Source organism: Silanimonas lenta DSM 16282 (assembly GCF_000429065.1).
In the GTDB taxonomy this organism is placed as follows: domain Bacteria; phylum Pseudomonadota; class Gammaproteobacteria; order Xanthomonadales; family Xanthomonadaceae; genus Silanimonas; species Silanimonas lenta.
On the sequence record NZ_AUBD01000005.1, the window covers coordinates 193,875 to 210,020 of the forward strand.

A 16,146-nucleotide genomic window follows, 5' to 3' on the forward strand; every position below is an offset into this window, starting at 1 on the left:
CGGCGCCAACGCTACAACGAAAAACGGGGCCCGTGGCCCCGTTTTCCGATGCGGCACGCAGCGCAGCTCAGCGCTGGGCGCCCGCCACCTGCAGGATGCGCGGGGTGACGAAGATCAGCAGCTCGGCCTTCTGGTTGCGGCGGTTCTTGTTGCGGAACAGGTTGCCCAAGGCCGGGATGTCGCCGAGGAAGGGCACCTTGGCAAGGTTCTCGCGGCGCGAGAACTCGTAGATGCCACCCACCACCACGGTCTGGCCGTTGTTCACCAGCACCGCCGTGGTCACTTCGCGCTTGGTGATCTGCGGCACGCGGCCGCCGCCCGGCACGTCGATGAAGCCGGCCACCTCGTCCTTCTTCACCCCGAGGGTCAGGAAGACGCGGTTGTCCTGGGTGATGGTCGGGGTGACCTTCAGCTCCAGCAGGGCCTCCTTGAACTGCACGGTCGCCGTCTGCTGGCCGGAGGTGCCGGTGATGGTGACATAGCCGATCTCGTCACCCTGCTTGATCACCGCCTCACGCTGGTTGGCGGTGATCACGCGCGGATTGGCCACCACCTCGCCACGCCCCTCCTCCTGCAGGGCCTGGAGCTCGATGTCGAGATCCAGGTTGTTGCCAAGGATGGTGAAAGCCAGGGCCGACGCCGTGTTGTTGGCGAACCGGGTGTTCAGGACGTTGGTGAAGGTGGGCAGCGGCGTGTTCGGCAGCGTCGGCCGGGTCGCCTGCTCGCCGTTGGCGATGGCCTGCTCGTAGAGGGCCAGCTCGGCGTTGTAGCGGGCGAGCGCCGCGTTGGCGTTGGCCACCCCGTTGAGGTAGTTGCGGTTGCTCTCGGTGCTGCCGGAGACGATCACGTCGCTCTCCTGGCCGCTGATGCCGAAGCGGGTACCGATCTCCCGGGCGAAGCTCTCCTGGGCGATCACGATGCGGGCCTCGATCAGCACCTGGTCGACCGGACGATCGAGCACGGCGACGAGTTCCTTGATGGCCTGCACCTTCCGCGGGGTATCGGCGACGAGAAGGGTATTGCTGCGGGTGTCGAAGCTCACGCTGCCGCGGGCGGAGAGGAAGCCGCGATCGCCCTCGGCGCCCGAGCCGCTGGAAGCGCCGCCGCCCTGCGAGGACTTGCTGCCCTCGGTGAGCAGGGTCGCGATCTCCTCGGCATTGGCGTAATTGATGGCGATCATCTCGTTGACGAGTTCCGCCTTGCTCTCGACGTCGATGCGGGCCTGCTCGCGGGCCTTCTCGAAGTCGGCGATCTCCTTCTGCGGCGCCACCCACACCACGTTGCCGTCGCGGCGCTTGTCGAGCGAGCGGGCGCGCAGCACCACGTCGAGGGCCTGGTCCCAGGGCACGTTGATCAGGCGCAGGGTCAGGTTGCCCTGCACCGTGTCGGCGGCCACGATGTTGAGGCCCGATTCCTCGGCGATCAGCTGCAGGATGGTGCGCACCGGCACGTCCTGGAAGTTGAAGGTCACCGGCTTGCCAGTGTAGCGCTGCTGCTGGGCCGCCGCCCCCACCTGGCCGACGCCGGCACGCTGGGCGGCCACCTTCGGCACCACTTCCAGCACGTACTCGTTGCCGGTCTGGTAGGCACTGGTCTCGAACAGGCCCTCGGCCGCCACCACGAGCTGGGTACCGCCGTCCTTGGCCACCGGATCGAGGCGGGTCACCGGGGTGGCGAAGTCGGTCACGTCGAGACGCCGCTGCTGCTCGGCCGGGAGCTGGGCATTCTCGACATCGACGATGATGCGGTTGCCGTCGCGGCGCAGGCTGGCCTGCGCTCCCTCGCGGTTGAAGCGGAGGATGACGCGCCCGGCGCCGTCGTCACCGCGGCGGAAATCCACCCCGGCGACCCGGATGCCGCTGTCGATGCGCTTGGCCGGATCGGGCGAAGCAAGCCCGGTGGCCGCGGCACTGCCCGAGCCCTCGAGGGTCAGCACCAGCAGGTTGCCGTTGCTGCGGGTGGTATAGCCGGCGCTGCGGAAGAGGTCGACCACGGCCCGGGTACGGCCGCCGGCCTCGACCACCGAGACCGCCGAGGCCGCACCGCTGCCCACCGTCACCCGGCGCCCGGCGAAAGCGTTGCGGGTCTCCGGAAAATCGATGGCGATCCGCGGCGGCACGTCGGTGGTGAAGGCATTGACATCACCCACCGGCTGTTCGAACTCGAAGGTGATGTCCACCTTCCCCCCGCTGCCCGTGGCGTAGCGGATGTCCTTGAGCGTGTTGGCAGCCCAGGCCGGGAGCGCCGCCATCCACAGCAGGCCCGCGGCCAGGGCGGCACGCGCCGCGAAAGTCTTCGTGCTCATCCGTGCGCCTTCAGTCGTCGTGGTAATCATGCGCGTCCCCATCACTTTTCATCCAAGGCCAAGGCGGCCTGCCGTTCGAGCCAACCGCCCGCACCGTCCGAGACCAGCTCGACGATCTCGATGCGGTCGGGGCTCACCGAAGCGACGCGGCCGTCGCTCTGCCCCAGGTAATTGTCCTTGCGGACCCGGTAGGTGACCTTGTCCGGTGCCAGCACCAGCGCCACCATCCCGGGGCCGCTGCCGATCGTGCCGACCATGCGCAGCGCATCGAGCGGGAAGGCCTCGAGCGCCTCCTTGCGGCGGTTCGGATCGGGGCGCGGCCCGGAGGCGTCGCGGCTGCCCACCGGCGCCGAGAAGGGATCACGCAGGCCATCGGCGGTGTATTCGATCACCGGAAAGCTCTTCAGCGCCGGCAACGGGTCGAGCGGCGGGGCCGGACGGGCCTTGACCTCCTCCACCCAGGCCGAGAGATCCGCCGTGCCACGGCCACAACCCGCCAGGGCCAGGGATGCCAGGAGGCCGAGGGAAACGGACCGGACAAGCCGGGCCACGGAGAACTGTCGTTCGATGCTCATCGGGCTCCCCCCTGCGGAACCGCCTGCTTGGCCTCCGCCTGGGCCGCGATTTCCGACTCGTCGAGATAGCGGTAGGTCTTGATCGTGCCTTTCAGGCCGAGCACGCCGGGCGGCAGGGCGGGCTCGCCCTGCTTGCGCTCCTTGGGCGCCAGCGAGATGTCGTGGAAGGTCATGATCACCACCCGGGGCAGGGAGGCCACGCCGCTCACGAAGCGGCCGAACTGGTGGTAAGTACCGTTCATCTCGAGGCTGATCGGCTGCTCGGCGTAGAAGTCCTTGCCGACCTCGGCGCCGGGCTGGAACAGCTCGGTGTTGATGCCGGTGGCGCGCGCCGTCTGCGAGATGTCGACGATCAGGTCGGGCATCTCGGTCTTGGAGGGCAGCTGGCGCAGCATCTGCCGCAGCATCGTCTCCATCTCCGCGAGCTGCGCCTTGAGCGGCTCGAGGTTCGCCGCCTTGGCCGCTTCCTGCTCGAAGGTGCGGCGCAGTTGCTGCTCCTGGGACTCCAGCCCCTCCAGTTCGGCCTGCTTGTCGCTGATCACGAAGTACCAGCCGAGCAGGACGATGAGGACGACCAGCAGCACGCAGGCACCGATCTTGGCCTCCCTGGGCCAGGCCCCGGTGTTGTTGAAGTCGAGGTTGTTGATGTCGCTGAGCTTGAAGGCTTTCTTCGCCATGGGGGGATCCTCAGGAAGCCTGCGCCGCGGCCGGGGCAGGCGCCTGGTTCTCCGCGCCCGTGCCCGCCTCCGCATCCGACTCGGAAGCCGACTTGAGCGCGACCCGCATCTCGAACTCGAAGGGCAGCGCCCGGTCCTCGGCCTTGACCTCGCCGGCGCGGATGACGTTGAGCCGCGGGTTGGTGATGAGGCCGCTGGCCTCGAGGTTGCGCATGTAGGCGCTGACCCGCGACTCGGACTGCGAACGCCCGTTCAGGGTGAGCTCGGCGCCGTTCTGCTTGATGCTCACCAGGCGCACCCCATCCGGGATGGTGCGCACCAGCTCCTCGAACAGCTTGACGTTCTGCGAGCGGGCGGCCTGCAGGTCCTCGATGACCTTCTTGCGCTGCAGGAGGCTCGCCTTCTGCGCCTCGAGGCCCTCGATCTCCTTGATCTGCGCCTGCACCTTGGTGATTTCCTGCTGCAGCAGCGCATTGCGGGCGTTCTGCCCTTCGATGTGCCCGTTGTAGTAGGCGCTGCCGAGGAACACCAGGGCCACGCCGGCGACGAAGGCGCCGCCCAGCATGGTCATGAATTCCTTCTGCCGCTGCTTGCGGCGCTCGGCGCGCCACGGAAGGAGGTTGATGCGTGCCATCAGTCGAAGCTCCTCAGGGCGAGGCCGCAGGCGATCATCAGGGAGGGGGCGTCCTGCTGCAGGGAATGCGCCTGCACGCGCGGCCCGAGGCCCATGTTGGCCAGCGGGTTGGCGACCACGGTGGGGATGCCGAGGTGCTCCTCGACCATGCGGTCGATGCCGGCGATCGAGGCGCAGCCGCCGGCCAGCACCACCTGGTCGACCTTGTTGTACTCGCTGCCGGCGTAGAAGAACTGCAGCAGTCGGCTGACCTGCTGGACCATGGCTTCCTTGAAGGGCTCGAGCACCTCGGGCTCGTAGCTCTCGGGCAGGCCGCCCTGGCGCTTGGCGGCCCCGGCCTCCTCGTAGCTCATGCCGTAGCGGCGCATGATCTCGTCGGTGAGCTGCTTGCCGCCGAAGACCTGCTCGCGGGCATAGATGCTGCGGCCGCCCTTGATCACGTTCAGGGTGGTCATGGTCGAGCCGATGTCGACCAGGGCGACGATCGCGTCCTTGCCGATGCCGAGCTGCTCGGCCACCAGCCGGAAGGCGTTCTCGAGGGCGAAGACCTCGACGTCGACGACCTTGGCGGTGAGCCCGCCGAGCTCCAGGGCCTGCTGGCGCAGCTCGACGTTCTCGGTGCGCGAGGCGGCGAGCAGCACGTGCACGTTCTCGGGGCTGGAGGGCACCGGGCCGAGCACCTCGAAGTCGAGGCTCACCTCGTCGATCGGGAAGGGAATGTAGTTGGCGGCCTCCAGCTGCACCTGGTCTTCCATGGCGTCATCGTCCAGGTCGGCCGACATGCTGATCACCTTGGTGATCACCGCGGCACCGGACACCGCCACCGCGGCATGCTTGGCCTTGCTGCCGGAACGGGCCAGGGCGCGCTTGATCGCCTCGCCCACCGCCTCGACCTCGACGATGTTCTTCTCGACCACGGCATTGGGCGGCAAGGCCTCCACGCCGTAGTGGTCGACCCGGTAGCGGTTGCCGACCTGGCTTAGCTGGAGCAGCTTGACGGCCGTCGAGCTGATGTCGATCCCGACCAGCGGAACCCTGGATGGACTGAACAAACCCATCGGTTTCTCCCCTTCCCACGGGCGCTTACGTGAGATTAATGCGCTGCGACATTAAAAACAGAAAACTGTGTCAACCGCAACGCCTGCTTAACACGCCCCCTGCCGACCGGCCCTCCGGACGGGGGCCGGCCGCCCTCCCCCGCCCCGTATACTCCGCCCCTCGCTTTCCGGAAACCCCACCCGATGCGCCCCTGGTTGCGCTGGCTGCGACGCCTGTTCCTGCTTGGACTCTCCCTCGGCCTGCTCGGCCTCGCCGCGGCGGCGGCCGTCCTCTGGACGGTCTGGCCGCAACTGCCGGACGTCTCCGAACTGCGCCGGGTCGAGCTGCAGCTGCCGCTCACCGTGCAGTCGGCCGACGGCAAGCTCATCGCACTGTTCGGTGAGACGCGCCGCTACCCGGCCTCCATCGACCAGATCCCGGAACGGGTGAAGCAGGCCTTCCTGGCCGCCGAGGATGCCCGCTTCTACGAGCACGAGGGGCTCGACGTGCAGGGCATCCTGCGCGCGGTGTGGCTGCTCGTCTCCACCGACCGGGCCCGGGTGCCCGGGGGCAGCACCATCACCCAGCAGGTGGCGCGCGACTTCTACCTCAGCAACGAATACAGCTTCGTGCGCAAGTTCCGGGAGATGCTGCTCGCCATCAAGATGGAGCGCGAGCTGAGCAAGGACGAGATCCTCGAGCTCTACCTGAACAAGATCTTCTTCGGCAACCGCGCCTACGGCGTGGCCGCGGCCGCCGAGTTCTACTACGGCAAGACCCTGGACCAGCTCACGCTGGCCGAGGCGGCGATGCTGGCGGGCATCCCGAAGTTCCCCTCCAGCGCCAATCCGATCAGCAACCCGGCGCGGGCCATGGAGCGGCGCAACCACTACGTACTGCCGCGGATGCACGAGCTCGGCATGATCTCGGCCGAGGAGCTGGCCGCCGCGCTCGCCGAGCCCAACACCGCCTCGCCGAACGAGCCGAAGGTGGAAGTGGATGCCCCCTATCTCGCCGAGATGGTGCGCCAGGCCATGGAGGAGCGCTTCGGCGCCGATGCCCTGACCCGTGGCTACCGGGTGACCACCACGGTGCGCTCCTCCGACCAGAACGCCGCGGTGGCGGCCCTGCGCGCCGGCCTGTTCGAATACGACCAGCGCCGCGGCTGGCGCGGGCCCGAGGGGCATATCGAGCATGCGGCCAGCCTGCCGGCGGACGCGCTGGCGCGGCAGGTGGGCAGCTATGTCGCCCTGCCGGAACTGCGCGCCGCGGTGGTGCTGGAGACGGGGCCGCAGGGCGCCCGCCTGCTCACCGCCCGTGACGGCGAGGTAAGCCTGCCCGCCGCCGGCACGCGCTGGACTGGCCGCAGCCCGGCGCAGCTGCTGAAGCCCGGCGACGTGGTGCGCCTGCGTACCCTCGCCGATGGCACGCTGGTGCTGGCCCAGGCCCCGCAGGCCCAGGCCGCGCTGGTGTCGCTGGAGCACGAGACCGGCGCGGTGCGCGCCCTGGTCGGCGGCTACAGTTTCGCCCTGAACAAGTTCAACCGCGCCACCCAGGCGCAGCGCCAGCCCGGCTCCAGCTTCAAGCCCTTCGTCTTCGCCGCCGCCTTCGAGCGCGGCTACCACCCGGCCTCGATCGTGATGGACGCCCCGGTGGTGTTCCGCGACCGCGCCGGCAACGTCTGGCGGCCGCAGAACGACAAGGGCGACTTCGCCGGGCCGATGCGCCTGCGCGAGGCCATGGTGCAGTCGCGCAACCTGGTCTCGGTGCGCCTGCTGGATGCCATCGGCGTGCAGTTCGCCCAGCGCTACATCACCCAGTTCGGCTTCAGCCCGGAGAGCCTGCCGCCCAACCTCTCGATGTCGCTCGGCACCTCCTCGCTCACCCCGATGGCGATGACCGCGGCCTATGCCGTGTTCGCCAATGGCGGCTACCGGGTGGAACCCTATTTCATCGCCCGGATCGAGGACCGCTTCGGCCAGGTGCTGGAAGAGGCCCGCCCGCGCCGCGCCTGCCCGGCCTGCGGCGGCGTGGGCGGCGAAGCGGCCGGCCAGCCGGCGGTGGTGGACGGGTTCGACTTCGGCGAGGTGCCGCGCCCGCTGGCGGCGGCCGGCGGCGAGGCCTCCACCGCCCCCCTGCCGCCGGGGCCGGACGAACTCGCCCCCCGGGCCATCGACGCCCGCACCGCCTTCATGGTGCGCTCGATGCTGCTCGACGTGGTGCGGCGCGGCACCGGCGCGGCGGCGCGCTCGATCGGCCGCGAGGACATCGGCGGCAAGACCGGCTCCACCAACGAATACCGCGATGCCTGGTTCGCCGGCATGGGCGGCGACCTCGTGACCACCGCCTGGGTGGGGCGCGACGACTTCACCAGCCTCGGGCGCGGCGAGTATGGCGGCCGCGCCGCCCTGCCGATCTGGATCGGGTACATGAGCGCGGCGCTGAAGGACGTGCCGGTGGACCGCCGGCCGCCGCCGGCCGGCCTGGTGACGGTGACCATCAACCCGGCCACCGGCGCCCTGCTCCCGCCGGGCACGCCGGGGGGCATGGTGGATTACGTGAAGGCCGAGGACTACGACCGCATGCTGGCCGCCGGCCTCGGCAGCGAGACGCCGGAATTCGAGGAAAAGGCCTTCGACATCTTCTGACGCCCGCGTCGCGGGCGCCGGCCCCGGAAACTGCCCCCTGAAACACGAAGCCCCGCGTCGCCGCGGGGCTTCGTTCTTTCCTTCGCCGCGCCGTGCCGGCAGGGCCAGGCGCTGCGGGGAGTGCCGGCTTCAGCGCTTGTCGAAGGGCACGTAGTCGCGCGGGGTGGCGCCGGTGTAGATCTGCCGCGGGCGGCCGATCTTGGCCTCCGGATCGACCTGCTGCTCCAGCCAGTGGCTGACCCAGCCGGCAGTGCGGGCCAGCGCGAACATCACCGTGAACATCTCGGTGGGAATGCCGAGCGCCTTGTAGATCAGGCCGGAGTAGAAGTCGACGTTCGGGTAGAGCTTGCGGGCGACGAAGTACTCGTCCTTCAGCGCCGCTTCCTCGAGGCGCATGGCCACCTCGAGCAGCGGGTCGTTGACCCCCAGCTCGGCCAGCACCTTGTGGCACATCTCGCGGATGATGGCGGCGCGCGGGTCGTAGTTCTTGTACACGCGGTGGCCGAAGCCCATCAGGCGGAAGCCGGAGTTCTTGTCCTTGGCCTTCTCCACCGCCTTGGCCACGTCCTCCGGACGGCCGATCTCCTCCAGCATCTTCAGCACCGCCTCGTTGGCGCCGCCATGCGCCGGCCCCCAGAGGGCGGCGATGCCGGCGGCCACGCAGGCATAGGGGTTGGCGCCGGTGGAACCGACCAGGCGCACGGTGGAGGTGGAGGCGTTCTGCTCGTGGTCGGCGTGCAGGATGAACAAGAGGTCGAGGGCCTTGGCCGCCACCGGCTTCAGCTGCAGGGGCTCGCTCGGCACCTCGAACATCATGTGCAGGAAGCGGGTGGTGTACTCGAGGTTGTTGCGCGGGTAGCGGATCGGCCAGCCGATCGACTGCCGGTAGCAGGCGGCGGCGATGGTGGGCACCTTGGCAATCAGGCGCACCGCGGCGAGGCGGCGCTGCTCCGGGTCGTCGAGGTTCAGGGTGTCGTGGTAGAAGGCCGAGAGCGAGCCGACCATGCCGCAGAGCATGGCCATGGGATGGGCGTCGTGGCGGAAGCCCCCGAGGAAGGTCTTCAGCGCCTCGTGCATCATCGTGTGGTGCGTGACCTCGTGCTCGAAGGCATCGAACTGCGTCCGGGTGGGCAGCTCGCCATGCATCAGCAGGTAGGCCACCTCGAGGAAGCTCGACTGCTTGGCGAGCTGCTCGATCGGATAGCCGCGGTAGAGCAGCACGCCCTCGTCGCCGTCGATGTAGGTGACGGCGCTGCGGCAGCTGGCGGTGGCCATGAAGCCCGGGTCGTAGGTGAAGTGGCCGGACTCCTTGGCGAGCTTGCCGATGTCGATGCACGGCGCCCCGAGGCTGCCGCGGTGCACGGGCAGGGACACGGCCTTGTCGCCGATGTTCAGGGTCACACTGGTGGGATCGCTCACGGTTCGCACTCCTTGGGACGGGGCGCGTGCCGGAGGCTCCACGCCACAGATGAAGACGGGCCGGGCACGGGGCCCGGATCTTCACAAGTATCGCATAGGCCCCGGAGACGAGGGTGGCGGCAGCGCGAAGGCGCGCGGCGGCGGGGGTGGAATCGCGTCAACGCGGAGGCCGGAAACGGCGAAGGCCGGCGATGGCCGGCCTTCGGGATGCCTGCGGCGCGGGAGCGCAGAAGCGGCTTACTTGCCGTAACGCTTGCGGAAGCGGTCGACGCGGCCGGCGCTGTCGAGGATCTGCTTGCTCTTGCCCGTGTAGAAGGGGTGCGAGGCCGAGGAGACTTCGATCTTGATGAGCGGATAGGTCTCGCCGTCCTCCCACTTGATCGTCTCCTTGGAGCTGAGCGTGGAGCGGGTCAGGAACGCGAAATCCGTGGTCACGTCCTGGAACACGACCGGCTGGTAGTTGGGGTGGATACCTTCTTTCATGGCGGGTCCCAAGAAGCGGTGGGTCGGGGAAAGGAAAGGCGGGAGTCTAGCCGGCCCAAGGCCTCGGGTTCAAGGGGCCGCCTTGCCCCGGTTCAGCCGGCAGCCGCGGCGCCCCGGCTCAGGCCAGGGCGAGACGCAGCCAGTGGTGGAAGCGCGCCGGATCGACGCCCTCGAGGATGCGGGCCCGGGCCGGGCGGCCGGAGCGGTTGCCCCAGTCGACGATGGTGGCGCCGCGGGCGAGGCGGCCGCCGGTCTCGACGGCCACCGGCCGCCGCGCCCAGCCGGTGACCGCCTCCGGCTCGAGGGCGGCGAGCATGGCAAGGCCGTCGGCACAGTGCCAGAGCTGGCCGCGGCGGTCTTCCGACCACTCCCGGGTGCGGCGCGAGATGGCGGCGTAGAAGGCCGCCTTCGGGCCACCCTCCGCGAACCAGCGCTCGACCTCGTCGTGCGGCAGGCCGTGGCGCAGCACCGCCTCCCAGTCCACGAGGTCGAAGGACTCGAAGGCCTCGAACACCACGTGGGCGGCCTCGGGATCGAAGCCGATGTTGAACTCGGCGCTGACCGAGGTATTCCCCTGCCCCGTCACCGCCCCGCCCATCACCACCAGCCGGCCGATGCGCGCGGGCAGGCCGGGGTCGAGGCGCAGGGCGAGGGCGAGGTTGGTGAGCGGCCCCAGGCAGACCAGCAGCAGGCCCGGATGGGCCCGGCTCAGGCGGATCATGGCCAGCGCGGCATGCTCGGCCTCGGCCGGGCGGGCGGGCGGCAGGTAGCCGGTGTCGCCGAAGCCGTCGCGGCCGTGCACGTAGGCCGCGTCCCCGGCCGGATGCACCAGCGGCACCGGGCAGCCCGGGAACACCGGCAGCTCGACCCCCGCCACCTCGCAGAGCTTCAGCGCATTGCGCACGGTGTGGTCGAGACCGACGTTGCCGGCGGTGACGGTGAGCCCCAGCAGCCGGTGCGCCGGGCTGGCGAAGGCCATCAGCAGGGCCCAGGCATCGTCCACGCCGGGGTCGGTGTCGATGAGCAGGGGAATCCGGTCAGGCATGGCGGGCGGGCGCGGAAGGGGGCGGCAGTGTGCCGCGCCCGCCGGCGCCGGCCAAGCGCCGGCGCTCAGGCTGCGGCGTAGCGCGCGGCGCTGCCCACCCAGCGGGCGATCAGGGCCTCGGCGAGGGCCGGCGTCTCGGCCAGCAGGCGCTCGGCCACCCCGTGCACCGCCGGCAGCAGGTGGGCATCACGGACGAGGTCGGCGATGCGGAAGGCGGCAAGCCCGGTCTGGCGGGTGCCGAGCAGCTCGCCGGGGCCGCGCAGCTCGAGGTCCTTCTCGGCGATGACGAAGCCGTCGCTGCTCCGCCGCATCACCTCGAGGCGCTCGCGGGCGATGGCGCCGAGCGGCGGCTGGTAGAGCAGCACGCAGCTCGAGGCGGTGCTGCCCCGCCCCACCCGGCCGCGGAGCTGGTGCAGCTGGGCCAGGCCCAGGCGCTCGGCGTTCTCGATCACCATCAGGCTGGCATTGGGCACGTCCACGCCCACCTCGATCACGGTGGTGGCCACCAGCAGCTGCAGCCCGCCCTCCTTGAAGCGGCGCATCACCGCCTGCTTCTCGGCCGGCTTCATGCGCCCGTGCAGCAGGCCCACGCGCAGCTCGGGCAGGGCCTCGGAGAGCTGCTCGAAGGTGGTCTGCGCGGCCTGCGCCTCGACCTCCTCGCTCTCCTCGATCAGCGGGCAGACCCAGTAGGCCTGCCGCCCCTCGGCACAGGCCGCACGCACCCGCGCCACCAGTGCCGGGCGGCGGTCGGCGGCCATTGCCACCGTGGTCACCGGGCTGCGGCCCGGCGGCAGCTCGTCGATCACCGAAAGATCGAGGTCGGCATAGGCGGTCATGGCCAGCGTCCGCGGGATGGGCGTGGCGGTCATCACCAGCTGGTGCGGCACGCGCTCGCCCTCGAGGCCCTTGTCACGCAGCGCCAGGCGCTGGTGCACGCCGAAGCGGTGCTGCTCGTCGACGATGACGAGGCCAAGGCGGGCGAAGGCCACTCCCTCCTGCATCAGGGCATGGGTGCCGACCACCACCTGGGCGTGCCCCAACGCCAGCTCGGCGAGGGTCTCGCGGCGCGCCTTCCCGGTGACCTTGCCGGCCAGCCAGCGCACCGCGATGCCATGGGGTTCGAGCCAGCGCCGGAAGTTCTGCAGGTGCTGCTCGGCGAGCAGCTCGGTGGGCGCCATCAGCGCCACCTGGCGCCCCGCCGCCACCGCCTGCATGGCCGCCAGCGCCGCCACCACGGTCTTGCCGCTGCCGACATCGCCCTGCACCAGGCGCAGCATCGGCTGCGGCCGGGCGAGATCGGCCGCCACCTCGGCCAGCACCCGCTCCTGCGCGCCGGTGAGGGCGAAAGGCAGGGTCGCACGCAGGGCGGCGAGCGCCGCCGGTGCCGGCGGCAGGGGCGTGGCGCCCTGCTCACGCAGGGCGAGGCGCTGGCGGCGCAGGCTCAGCGCATGGGCGAGCAGCTCCTCGAAGGCGAGGCGCTGCTGCGCGGGATGGGTGCCGGAGAGCAGGGCGGCGGTATCGGCATCGGCGGGCGGCCGGTGCACGGTGAGGAGGGCCTCGCGCAGGCCGGGCAGCCCCCCCGGTCCGGCTCCCGCGGGCAGGAGCTCCAGCGCTGCGGAGGCCGGCAGCCGCTCGAGGGCAAGCCGCACCAGCCGGGCCAGGGTGCCCGGGCCAAGGCCCTCCACCGCCGGATAGACCGGGGTCAGGCGGTCATCGAGCGCGGGCGCCTCCTGTTCGCCCAGCAGCCGGTAGCCCGGGTGCACCATCTCCCAGCCCTGTGGGCCGGGACGCACCTCGCCGAATACCCGCACCCGCCGCCCCGGCTGGAAGGCCTGCGCCTGCTGGGCGCGGAAGTGGAAGAAGCGCAGCTGCAGCAGGTCGCCGTGCCCGTCGTCGAGCACGACCTTCAGCACCGGCCGGCCGCGGAAGGTGCGCTCCACATGGCGCACCCGGCCCTCGGCCTGCAGGGCGGCACCGGGGCGAAGCTCGCGGATCGGCGTGAGCCGGGTGCGGTCCTCGTAGCGCAGTGGCAACAGGAACCAGAGGTCCTGCAGGGTGGAAAGACCGCGGGCGGCGAGCTTCTCCGCCACCGCCGGGCCGACGCCGGGCAGGACCGTGACGGGCGCCTCTCCCCCGGCCAGTGCGGGCGCCGGCGTCGCCTGGCGCGGCATCGGGCGTCAGTCGAGGACGAGGATGCCGTCCACCTCCACCTCGGCGCCCTTCGGCAGGCCGGCCACCTCGATGGTGGAGCGCGCCGGGTACGGGGCCTGGAAGTACTCCGCCATCACCGCGTTGACGGTGGCGAAGTGCGAGAGATCGGTGAGGTAGATGCCGATGCGCACCAGCCGGTCGAGATCGCCGCCGGCGGCCTGGCAGACCGCGCGCAGATTGTCGAAGACGCGCCGGGTCTGCTCCGCCACATCGCCGCCGACGAGGTTGCCGGTAGCCGGATCGAGCGGGATCTGGCCGGAGAGGAACACGGTGTTGCCGGCGCGCACGGCCTGCGAGTAGGGGCCGATGGCGGCCGGGGCATTCGGGCTGGTGATCGGGGTACGGGACATGGCGGCCTCGCGTCGTCGGGGGGGGCCATTGTAGGCGCGGCGCCGCACCGGGCGGCAGCCGCAGCCGCCCGCCTCAGAGCCGGCGCACCACGTGCACCACCTGCAGGCGGCGCACCCGCCGCATCACCTCGGCGAGGTGCTCGACGTCGCGCACCTCGATGCCGAACTCCATCACCGAGAGGTTCACGTCGCGCTCACGGTATTCCACCGAGTCGATGTTGGAGTCGCTCTCGGCGATCGCCGCCGCGACCTGGGCCAGCGCGCCCGGGCGGTTGTCCACCTCCACCCGCAGTGCCGCCATGAAATCACCCTTGACGTCGCGGTCCCAGTCCATCACCAGGCAGCGCTCGGGGGTACGGGCGAAGGCCTCGACATTGGGGCAGTCGAGGCGGTGCACGACGATGCCCTTGCCCGCCGAGAGATACCCCATGATGGCGTCGCCGGGCAGCGGGTGGCAGCAGGTGGCGAAGGTGAGCACGCCGCGCTCGCTGCCGTTGATCAGCAGGCGCTCCGGACTGGCCGGCGCCGGCGCGCCGCCGGCCTGCCCCTTGCTGGCGGTGAGGGCCTGGGCCACCTGCACCGGCATGCGGTTGCCGAGCGCGATGTCGGCCAGCAGGGCTTCGAGCCGCGGGTAGCGGTGCTCGGAAAGGAACTTCTCGACCCGCTCCGGCGGCACCCGCTCGAGCGAGGTCTCGAGCGCTTCCAGCGCCCGGTCGAGCATGCGGTGGCCGAGGCTCACCGCATCCTCGTGCTGCAGCTTCTTCAGGTTGGCGCGGATCGCGGTACGCGCCTTCGAGGTGACCACGAACTCCAGCCACTGCGGTCGCGGGGTGGCCGAGGGCGCGGTGACGATCTCCACCGTCTGCCCGCTCTGCAGCCGGGTGTGCAGGGGCACCAGCTTCTTGTCCACCCGGGCAGTGACGGCGCGGTCGCCGATGCTGGTATGCACGGCATAGGCGAAATCCAGCGCGGTGGCATTGCGCGGCAGGGCGAGGATGTCGCCCTTGGGCGTGAACAGGTAGACCTCGGCCGGGAACAGGTCGACCTTGACGTTCTCCACGAACTCCAGCGAGGAGGAGGCCACGGCCTGCTCGCTGCTCATCAGGCCGCGGATCCAGTCCTGGGCGCGGGCCTGGGCGCTGCTCGCGCCGCCGGCGGAAGCAGAGGTATTGGCCTTGTAGGCCCAGTGCGCGGCAATGCCGCGCTCGGCGATCAGGTCCATCTCCTCGGTGCGGATCTGCACCTCGATCGGCGAGCCATGGGTGCTGAACAGCACGGTGTGCAGGCTCTGGTAGCCGTTGGCCTTGGGGATGGCGATGAAGTCGCGGAAGCGGCTCTCCAGCGGCTTGTACAGGGCGTGCACGGCACCCAGGGCGTGGTAGCACTGCATCACCTTCTGCACCACCACGCGGAACCCGAATACGTCGAGCACCTGTTCCAGCGTCTTGTGCTCCTGGCGCATCTTGGAATAGATGCTCCACGGCGATTTGACCCGGCCGACGATGCGGAACGGCAGGCCCTCCAGGGTGAGGCGCTGGGCGATCTGCGCCTCGATGGTGGCCATGGCCTCGCGGCGCATCACCGGCTGGCCGGCGATGTGCTTGGCGATGACGGCGTACCGCCGCGGATACAGGGCCCGGAACCCGAGATCCTGCAGCTCGGCCTTGAACTTGTTCATGCCGAGCCGCTGGGCGATCGGGGCGTAGATCTCGAGGGTCTCGCGGGCGATGCGGCGGCGCGCCTCGTCGGACATCGAGTCCAGCGTGCGCATGTTGTGCAGCCGGTCGGCGAGCTTGATGAGGATGACCCGGAGATCGGTGGCCATCGCCAGCATCATCTTGCGGAAGCTCTCGGCGGCGGCCTCCTGGCGGCTGGCGAAGCGGATCTTGTCGAGCTTGGTGACGGCATCGACCAGCGCCGCCACGGTCTCGCCGAAGGCCTCGACGATCTCGGCGCGCGGCAGCGGGGTGTCCTCGAGGGTGTCGTGGAGGATGGCGGCACAGAGGGTCTCCCAGTCCACCCGCAGCTCGGCGAGGATGCCGGCCACCGCCACCGGATGGGTGATGTAGGCCTCGCCGCTCTTGCGCACCTGGCCATCATGGGCGCGCGCGCCCATCACGTAGGCGGCGCGCACCCGCGCCACCTGCTCCGGCGGCAGGTATTCGGCCAGTTTCGCCGCCAGCGCATCGACCTGCTCCGGACAGGGGTCCGGGGCAGTCGGGGCGGCGACGGCGGGAGCAGCACTGGCACTCATGCAGGCAATGTAAGGGCGCCCCGGTGGCCCGGCAACCGCACCGGCGGCGCCGAAGTGGACCCTCGCGGCCATGAAAAAGGCCCGCTGCCGCGGGCCTCGTCTTCACGCCACGGTGAAGGCGGCGGGGCTCAGTCGTCGCCGCCCTTCAGGTCGTCGTCCACCACCTCGGCGGCGGCCCACTCCAGGGCCTCGCGCTCGCGACGCTCGCGCTCGGCCTTCTCCACCTGCTCGATCAGCTCGTTGTCGATGCGGCGGGCGGCAATCTCGCGCAGGGCGAGCACGGTCGGCTTGTCCTCGTTCTCGCTGTTGTCGAGCATCGCCTCGGCGCCCTTCGCCAGCTGGCGGGCACGCCTGGAGGCCATGAGCACGAGCTCGAAGCGGTTGTCCACGACGTCCAGGCAGTCTTCAACGGTGATGCGGGCCATGCGGTACTCCGGCGCGGCGGACGTAGGGGTCCGCCTTCAAAGACCGTGCAGGATAGCGGCCAGGGCCCCGGGCAGCAAGGAA

At 70.6% G+C, this 16,146-nt stretch carries 13 protein-coding genes; 1 reads left to right on the plus strand and 12 read right to left on the minus strand.

The annotated features are described in order from the left end of the window. Positions 1-67: 67 nt before the first annotated feature. Genes G408_RS12990 through G408_RS0103545 form a run of 5 tightly spaced genes read right to left on the minus strand, consistent with a single transcriptional unit; the run spans position 68 to position 5,249 of the window. Complete coding sequence (locus G408_RS12990; RefSeq protein ID WP_245584249.1) at positions 68-2,305, minus strand: type IV pilus secretin PilQ; 2,238 nt, start codon at positions 2,303-2,305, stop codon at positions 68-70. Between the two features lie 41 nt (positions 2,306-2,346). Continuing rightward, positions 2,347-2,880, minus strand: a complete 534-nt coding sequence (locus tag G408_RS0103530; RefSeq protein WP_037412077.1) for a pilus assembly protein PilP — start codon at positions 2,878-2,880, stop codon at positions 2,347-2,349. Continuing rightward, positions 2,877-3,557 carry a type IV pilus inner membrane component PilO gene (locus G408_RS0103535; RefSeq protein ID WP_028769966.1) on the minus strand — a complete coding sequence of 227 codons (681 nt, stop codon included), beginning with the start codon at positions 3,555-3,557 and terminating at the stop codon, positions 2,877-2,879. The genes G408_RS0103530 and G408_RS0103535 overlap by 4 nt, the downstream gene beginning before the upstream one ends. Positions 3,558-3,567: 10 nt before the next feature. Further along, the gene (locus G408_RS12995; protein WP_051282571.1) at positions 3,568-4,191 is read right to left on the minus strand and encodes a PilN domain-containing protein; all 624 of its coding nucleotides are present in this window, start codon (positions 4,189-4,191) and stop codon (positions 3,568-3,570) included. Continuing rightward, entirely contained in the window at positions 4,191-5,249 is a 1,059-nt protein-coding gene (locus tag G408_RS0103545) for a pilus assembly protein PilM (protein WP_028769967.1), read from the minus strand. Before G408_RS0103545 ends, G408_RS12995 begins: the two co-directional genes overlap by 1 nt. Before the next feature lie 183 nt (positions 5,250-5,432). Between G408_RS0103545 and G408_RS0103550 the strand changes: the two genes are divergently transcribed. Continuing rightward, a complete protein-coding gene (locus G408_RS0103550) occupies positions 5,433-7,877 on the plus strand; it encodes a penicillin-binding protein 1A (protein ID WP_028769968.1) in 2,445 nt (814 codons plus the stop codon). A 129-nt stretch (positions 7,878-8,006) separates the two neighbouring features. Here the strand turns inward: G408_RS0103550 and G408_RS0103555 are convergent, their stop codons facing one another. From G408_RS0103555 to rpoZ, 7 genes are all read right to left on the minus strand, one after another. Next, positions 8,007-9,296 carry a citrate synthase gene (locus G408_RS0103555; protein WP_028769969.1) on the minus strand — a complete coding sequence of 430 codons (1,290 nt, stop codon included), beginning with the start codon at positions 9,294-9,296 and terminating at the stop codon, positions 8,007-8,009. A 237-nt stretch (positions 9,297-9,533) separates the two neighbouring features. Continuing rightward, positions 9,534-9,779 carry a type B 50S ribosomal protein L31 gene (locus G408_RS0103560; RefSeq protein WP_028769970.1) on the minus strand — a complete coding sequence of 82 codons (246 nt, stop codon included), beginning with the start codon at positions 9,777-9,779 and terminating at the stop codon, positions 9,534-9,536. 118 nt (positions 9,780-9,897) lie between these two features. Continuing rightward, positions 9,898-10,824: a nucleoside hydrolase gene (locus G408_RS0103565; RefSeq protein WP_028769971.1), complete on the minus strand. Its 927-nt coding sequence runs from the start codon at positions 10,822-10,824 to the stop codon at positions 9,898-9,900. Between the two features lie 65 nt (positions 10,825-10,889). Next, complete coding sequence (gene recG / locus G408_RS0103570; protein ID WP_028769972.1) at positions 10,890-12,995, minus strand: ATP-dependent DNA helicase RecG; 2,106 nt, start codon at positions 12,993-12,995, stop codon at positions 10,890-10,892. A 6-nt stretch (positions 12,996-13,001) separates the two neighbouring features. Further along, entirely contained in the window at positions 13,002-13,385 is a 384-nt protein-coding gene (locus G408_RS0103575; RefSeq protein WP_028769973.1) for a RidA family protein, read from the minus strand. A 73-nt stretch (positions 13,386-13,458) separates the two neighbouring features. Continuing rightward, on the minus strand, positions 13,459-15,639 hold the full coding sequence (locus G408_RS0103580) for a RelA/SpoT family protein (protein WP_028769974.1): 2,181 nt from the start codon (positions 15,637-15,639) through the stop codon (positions 13,459-13,461). A gap of 128 nt (positions 15,640-15,767) precedes the next feature. Beyond that, positions 15,768-16,064, minus strand: coding sequence for a DNA-directed RNA polymerase subunit omega (rpoZ, locus tag G408_RS0103585; RefSeq protein WP_028769975.1), 297 nt, complete (start codon positions 16,062-16,064; stop codon positions 15,768-15,770). Between the last annotated feature and the right edge of the window lie 82 nt (positions 16,065-16,146).

Bases quoted from the DNA above. Each gene is read 5' to 3' on its own strand.
- G408_RS12990 (WP_245584249.1), bottom strand. From the start codon at position 2,305: ATGAGCACGAAGACTTTCGCGGCGCGTGCCGCCCTGGCCGCGGGCCTG.
- G408_RS0103530 (WP_037412077.1), bottom strand. From the start codon at position 2,880: ATGAGCATCGAACGACAGTTCTCCGTGGCCCGGCTTGTCCGGTCCGTT.
- G408_RS0103535 (WP_028769966.1), bottom strand. From the start codon at position 3,557: ATGGCGAAGAAAGCCTTCAAGCTCAGCGACATCAACAACCTCGACTTC.
- G408_RS12995 (WP_051282571.1), bottom strand. From the start codon at position 4,191: ATGGCACGCATCAACCTCCTTCCGTGGCGCGCCGAGCGCCGCAAGCAG.
- G408_RS0103545 (WP_028769967.1), bottom strand. From the start codon at position 5,249: ATGGGTTTGTTCAGTCCATCCAGGGTTCCGCTGGTCGGGATCGACATC.
- G408_RS0103550 (WP_028769968.1), top strand. From the start codon at position 5,433: ATGCGCCCCTGGTTGCGCTGGCTGCGACGCCTGTTCCTGCTTGGACTC.
- G408_RS0103560 (WP_028769970.1), bottom strand. From the start codon at position 9,779: ATGAAAGAAGGTATCCACCCCAACTACCAGCCGGTCGTGTTCCAGGAC.
- G408_RS0103565 (WP_028769971.1), bottom strand. From the start codon at position 10,824: ATGCCTGACCGGATTCCCCTGCTCATCGACACCGACCCCGGCGTGGAC.
- recG (WP_028769972.1), bottom strand. From the start codon at position 12,995: ATGCCGCGCCAGGCGACGCCGGCGCCCGCACTGGCCGGGGGAGAGGCG.
- G408_RS0103575 (WP_028769973.1), bottom strand. From the start codon at position 13,385: ATGTCCCGTACCCCGATCACCAGCCCGAATGCCCCGGCCGCCATCGGC.
- G408_RS0103580 (WP_028769974.1), bottom strand. From the start codon at position 15,639: ATGAGTGCCAGTGCTGCTCCCGCCGTCGCCGCCCCGACTGCCCCGGAC.
- rpoZ (WP_028769975.1), bottom strand. From the start codon at position 16,064: ATGGCCCGCATCACCGTTGAAGACTGCCTGGACGTCGTGGACAACCGC.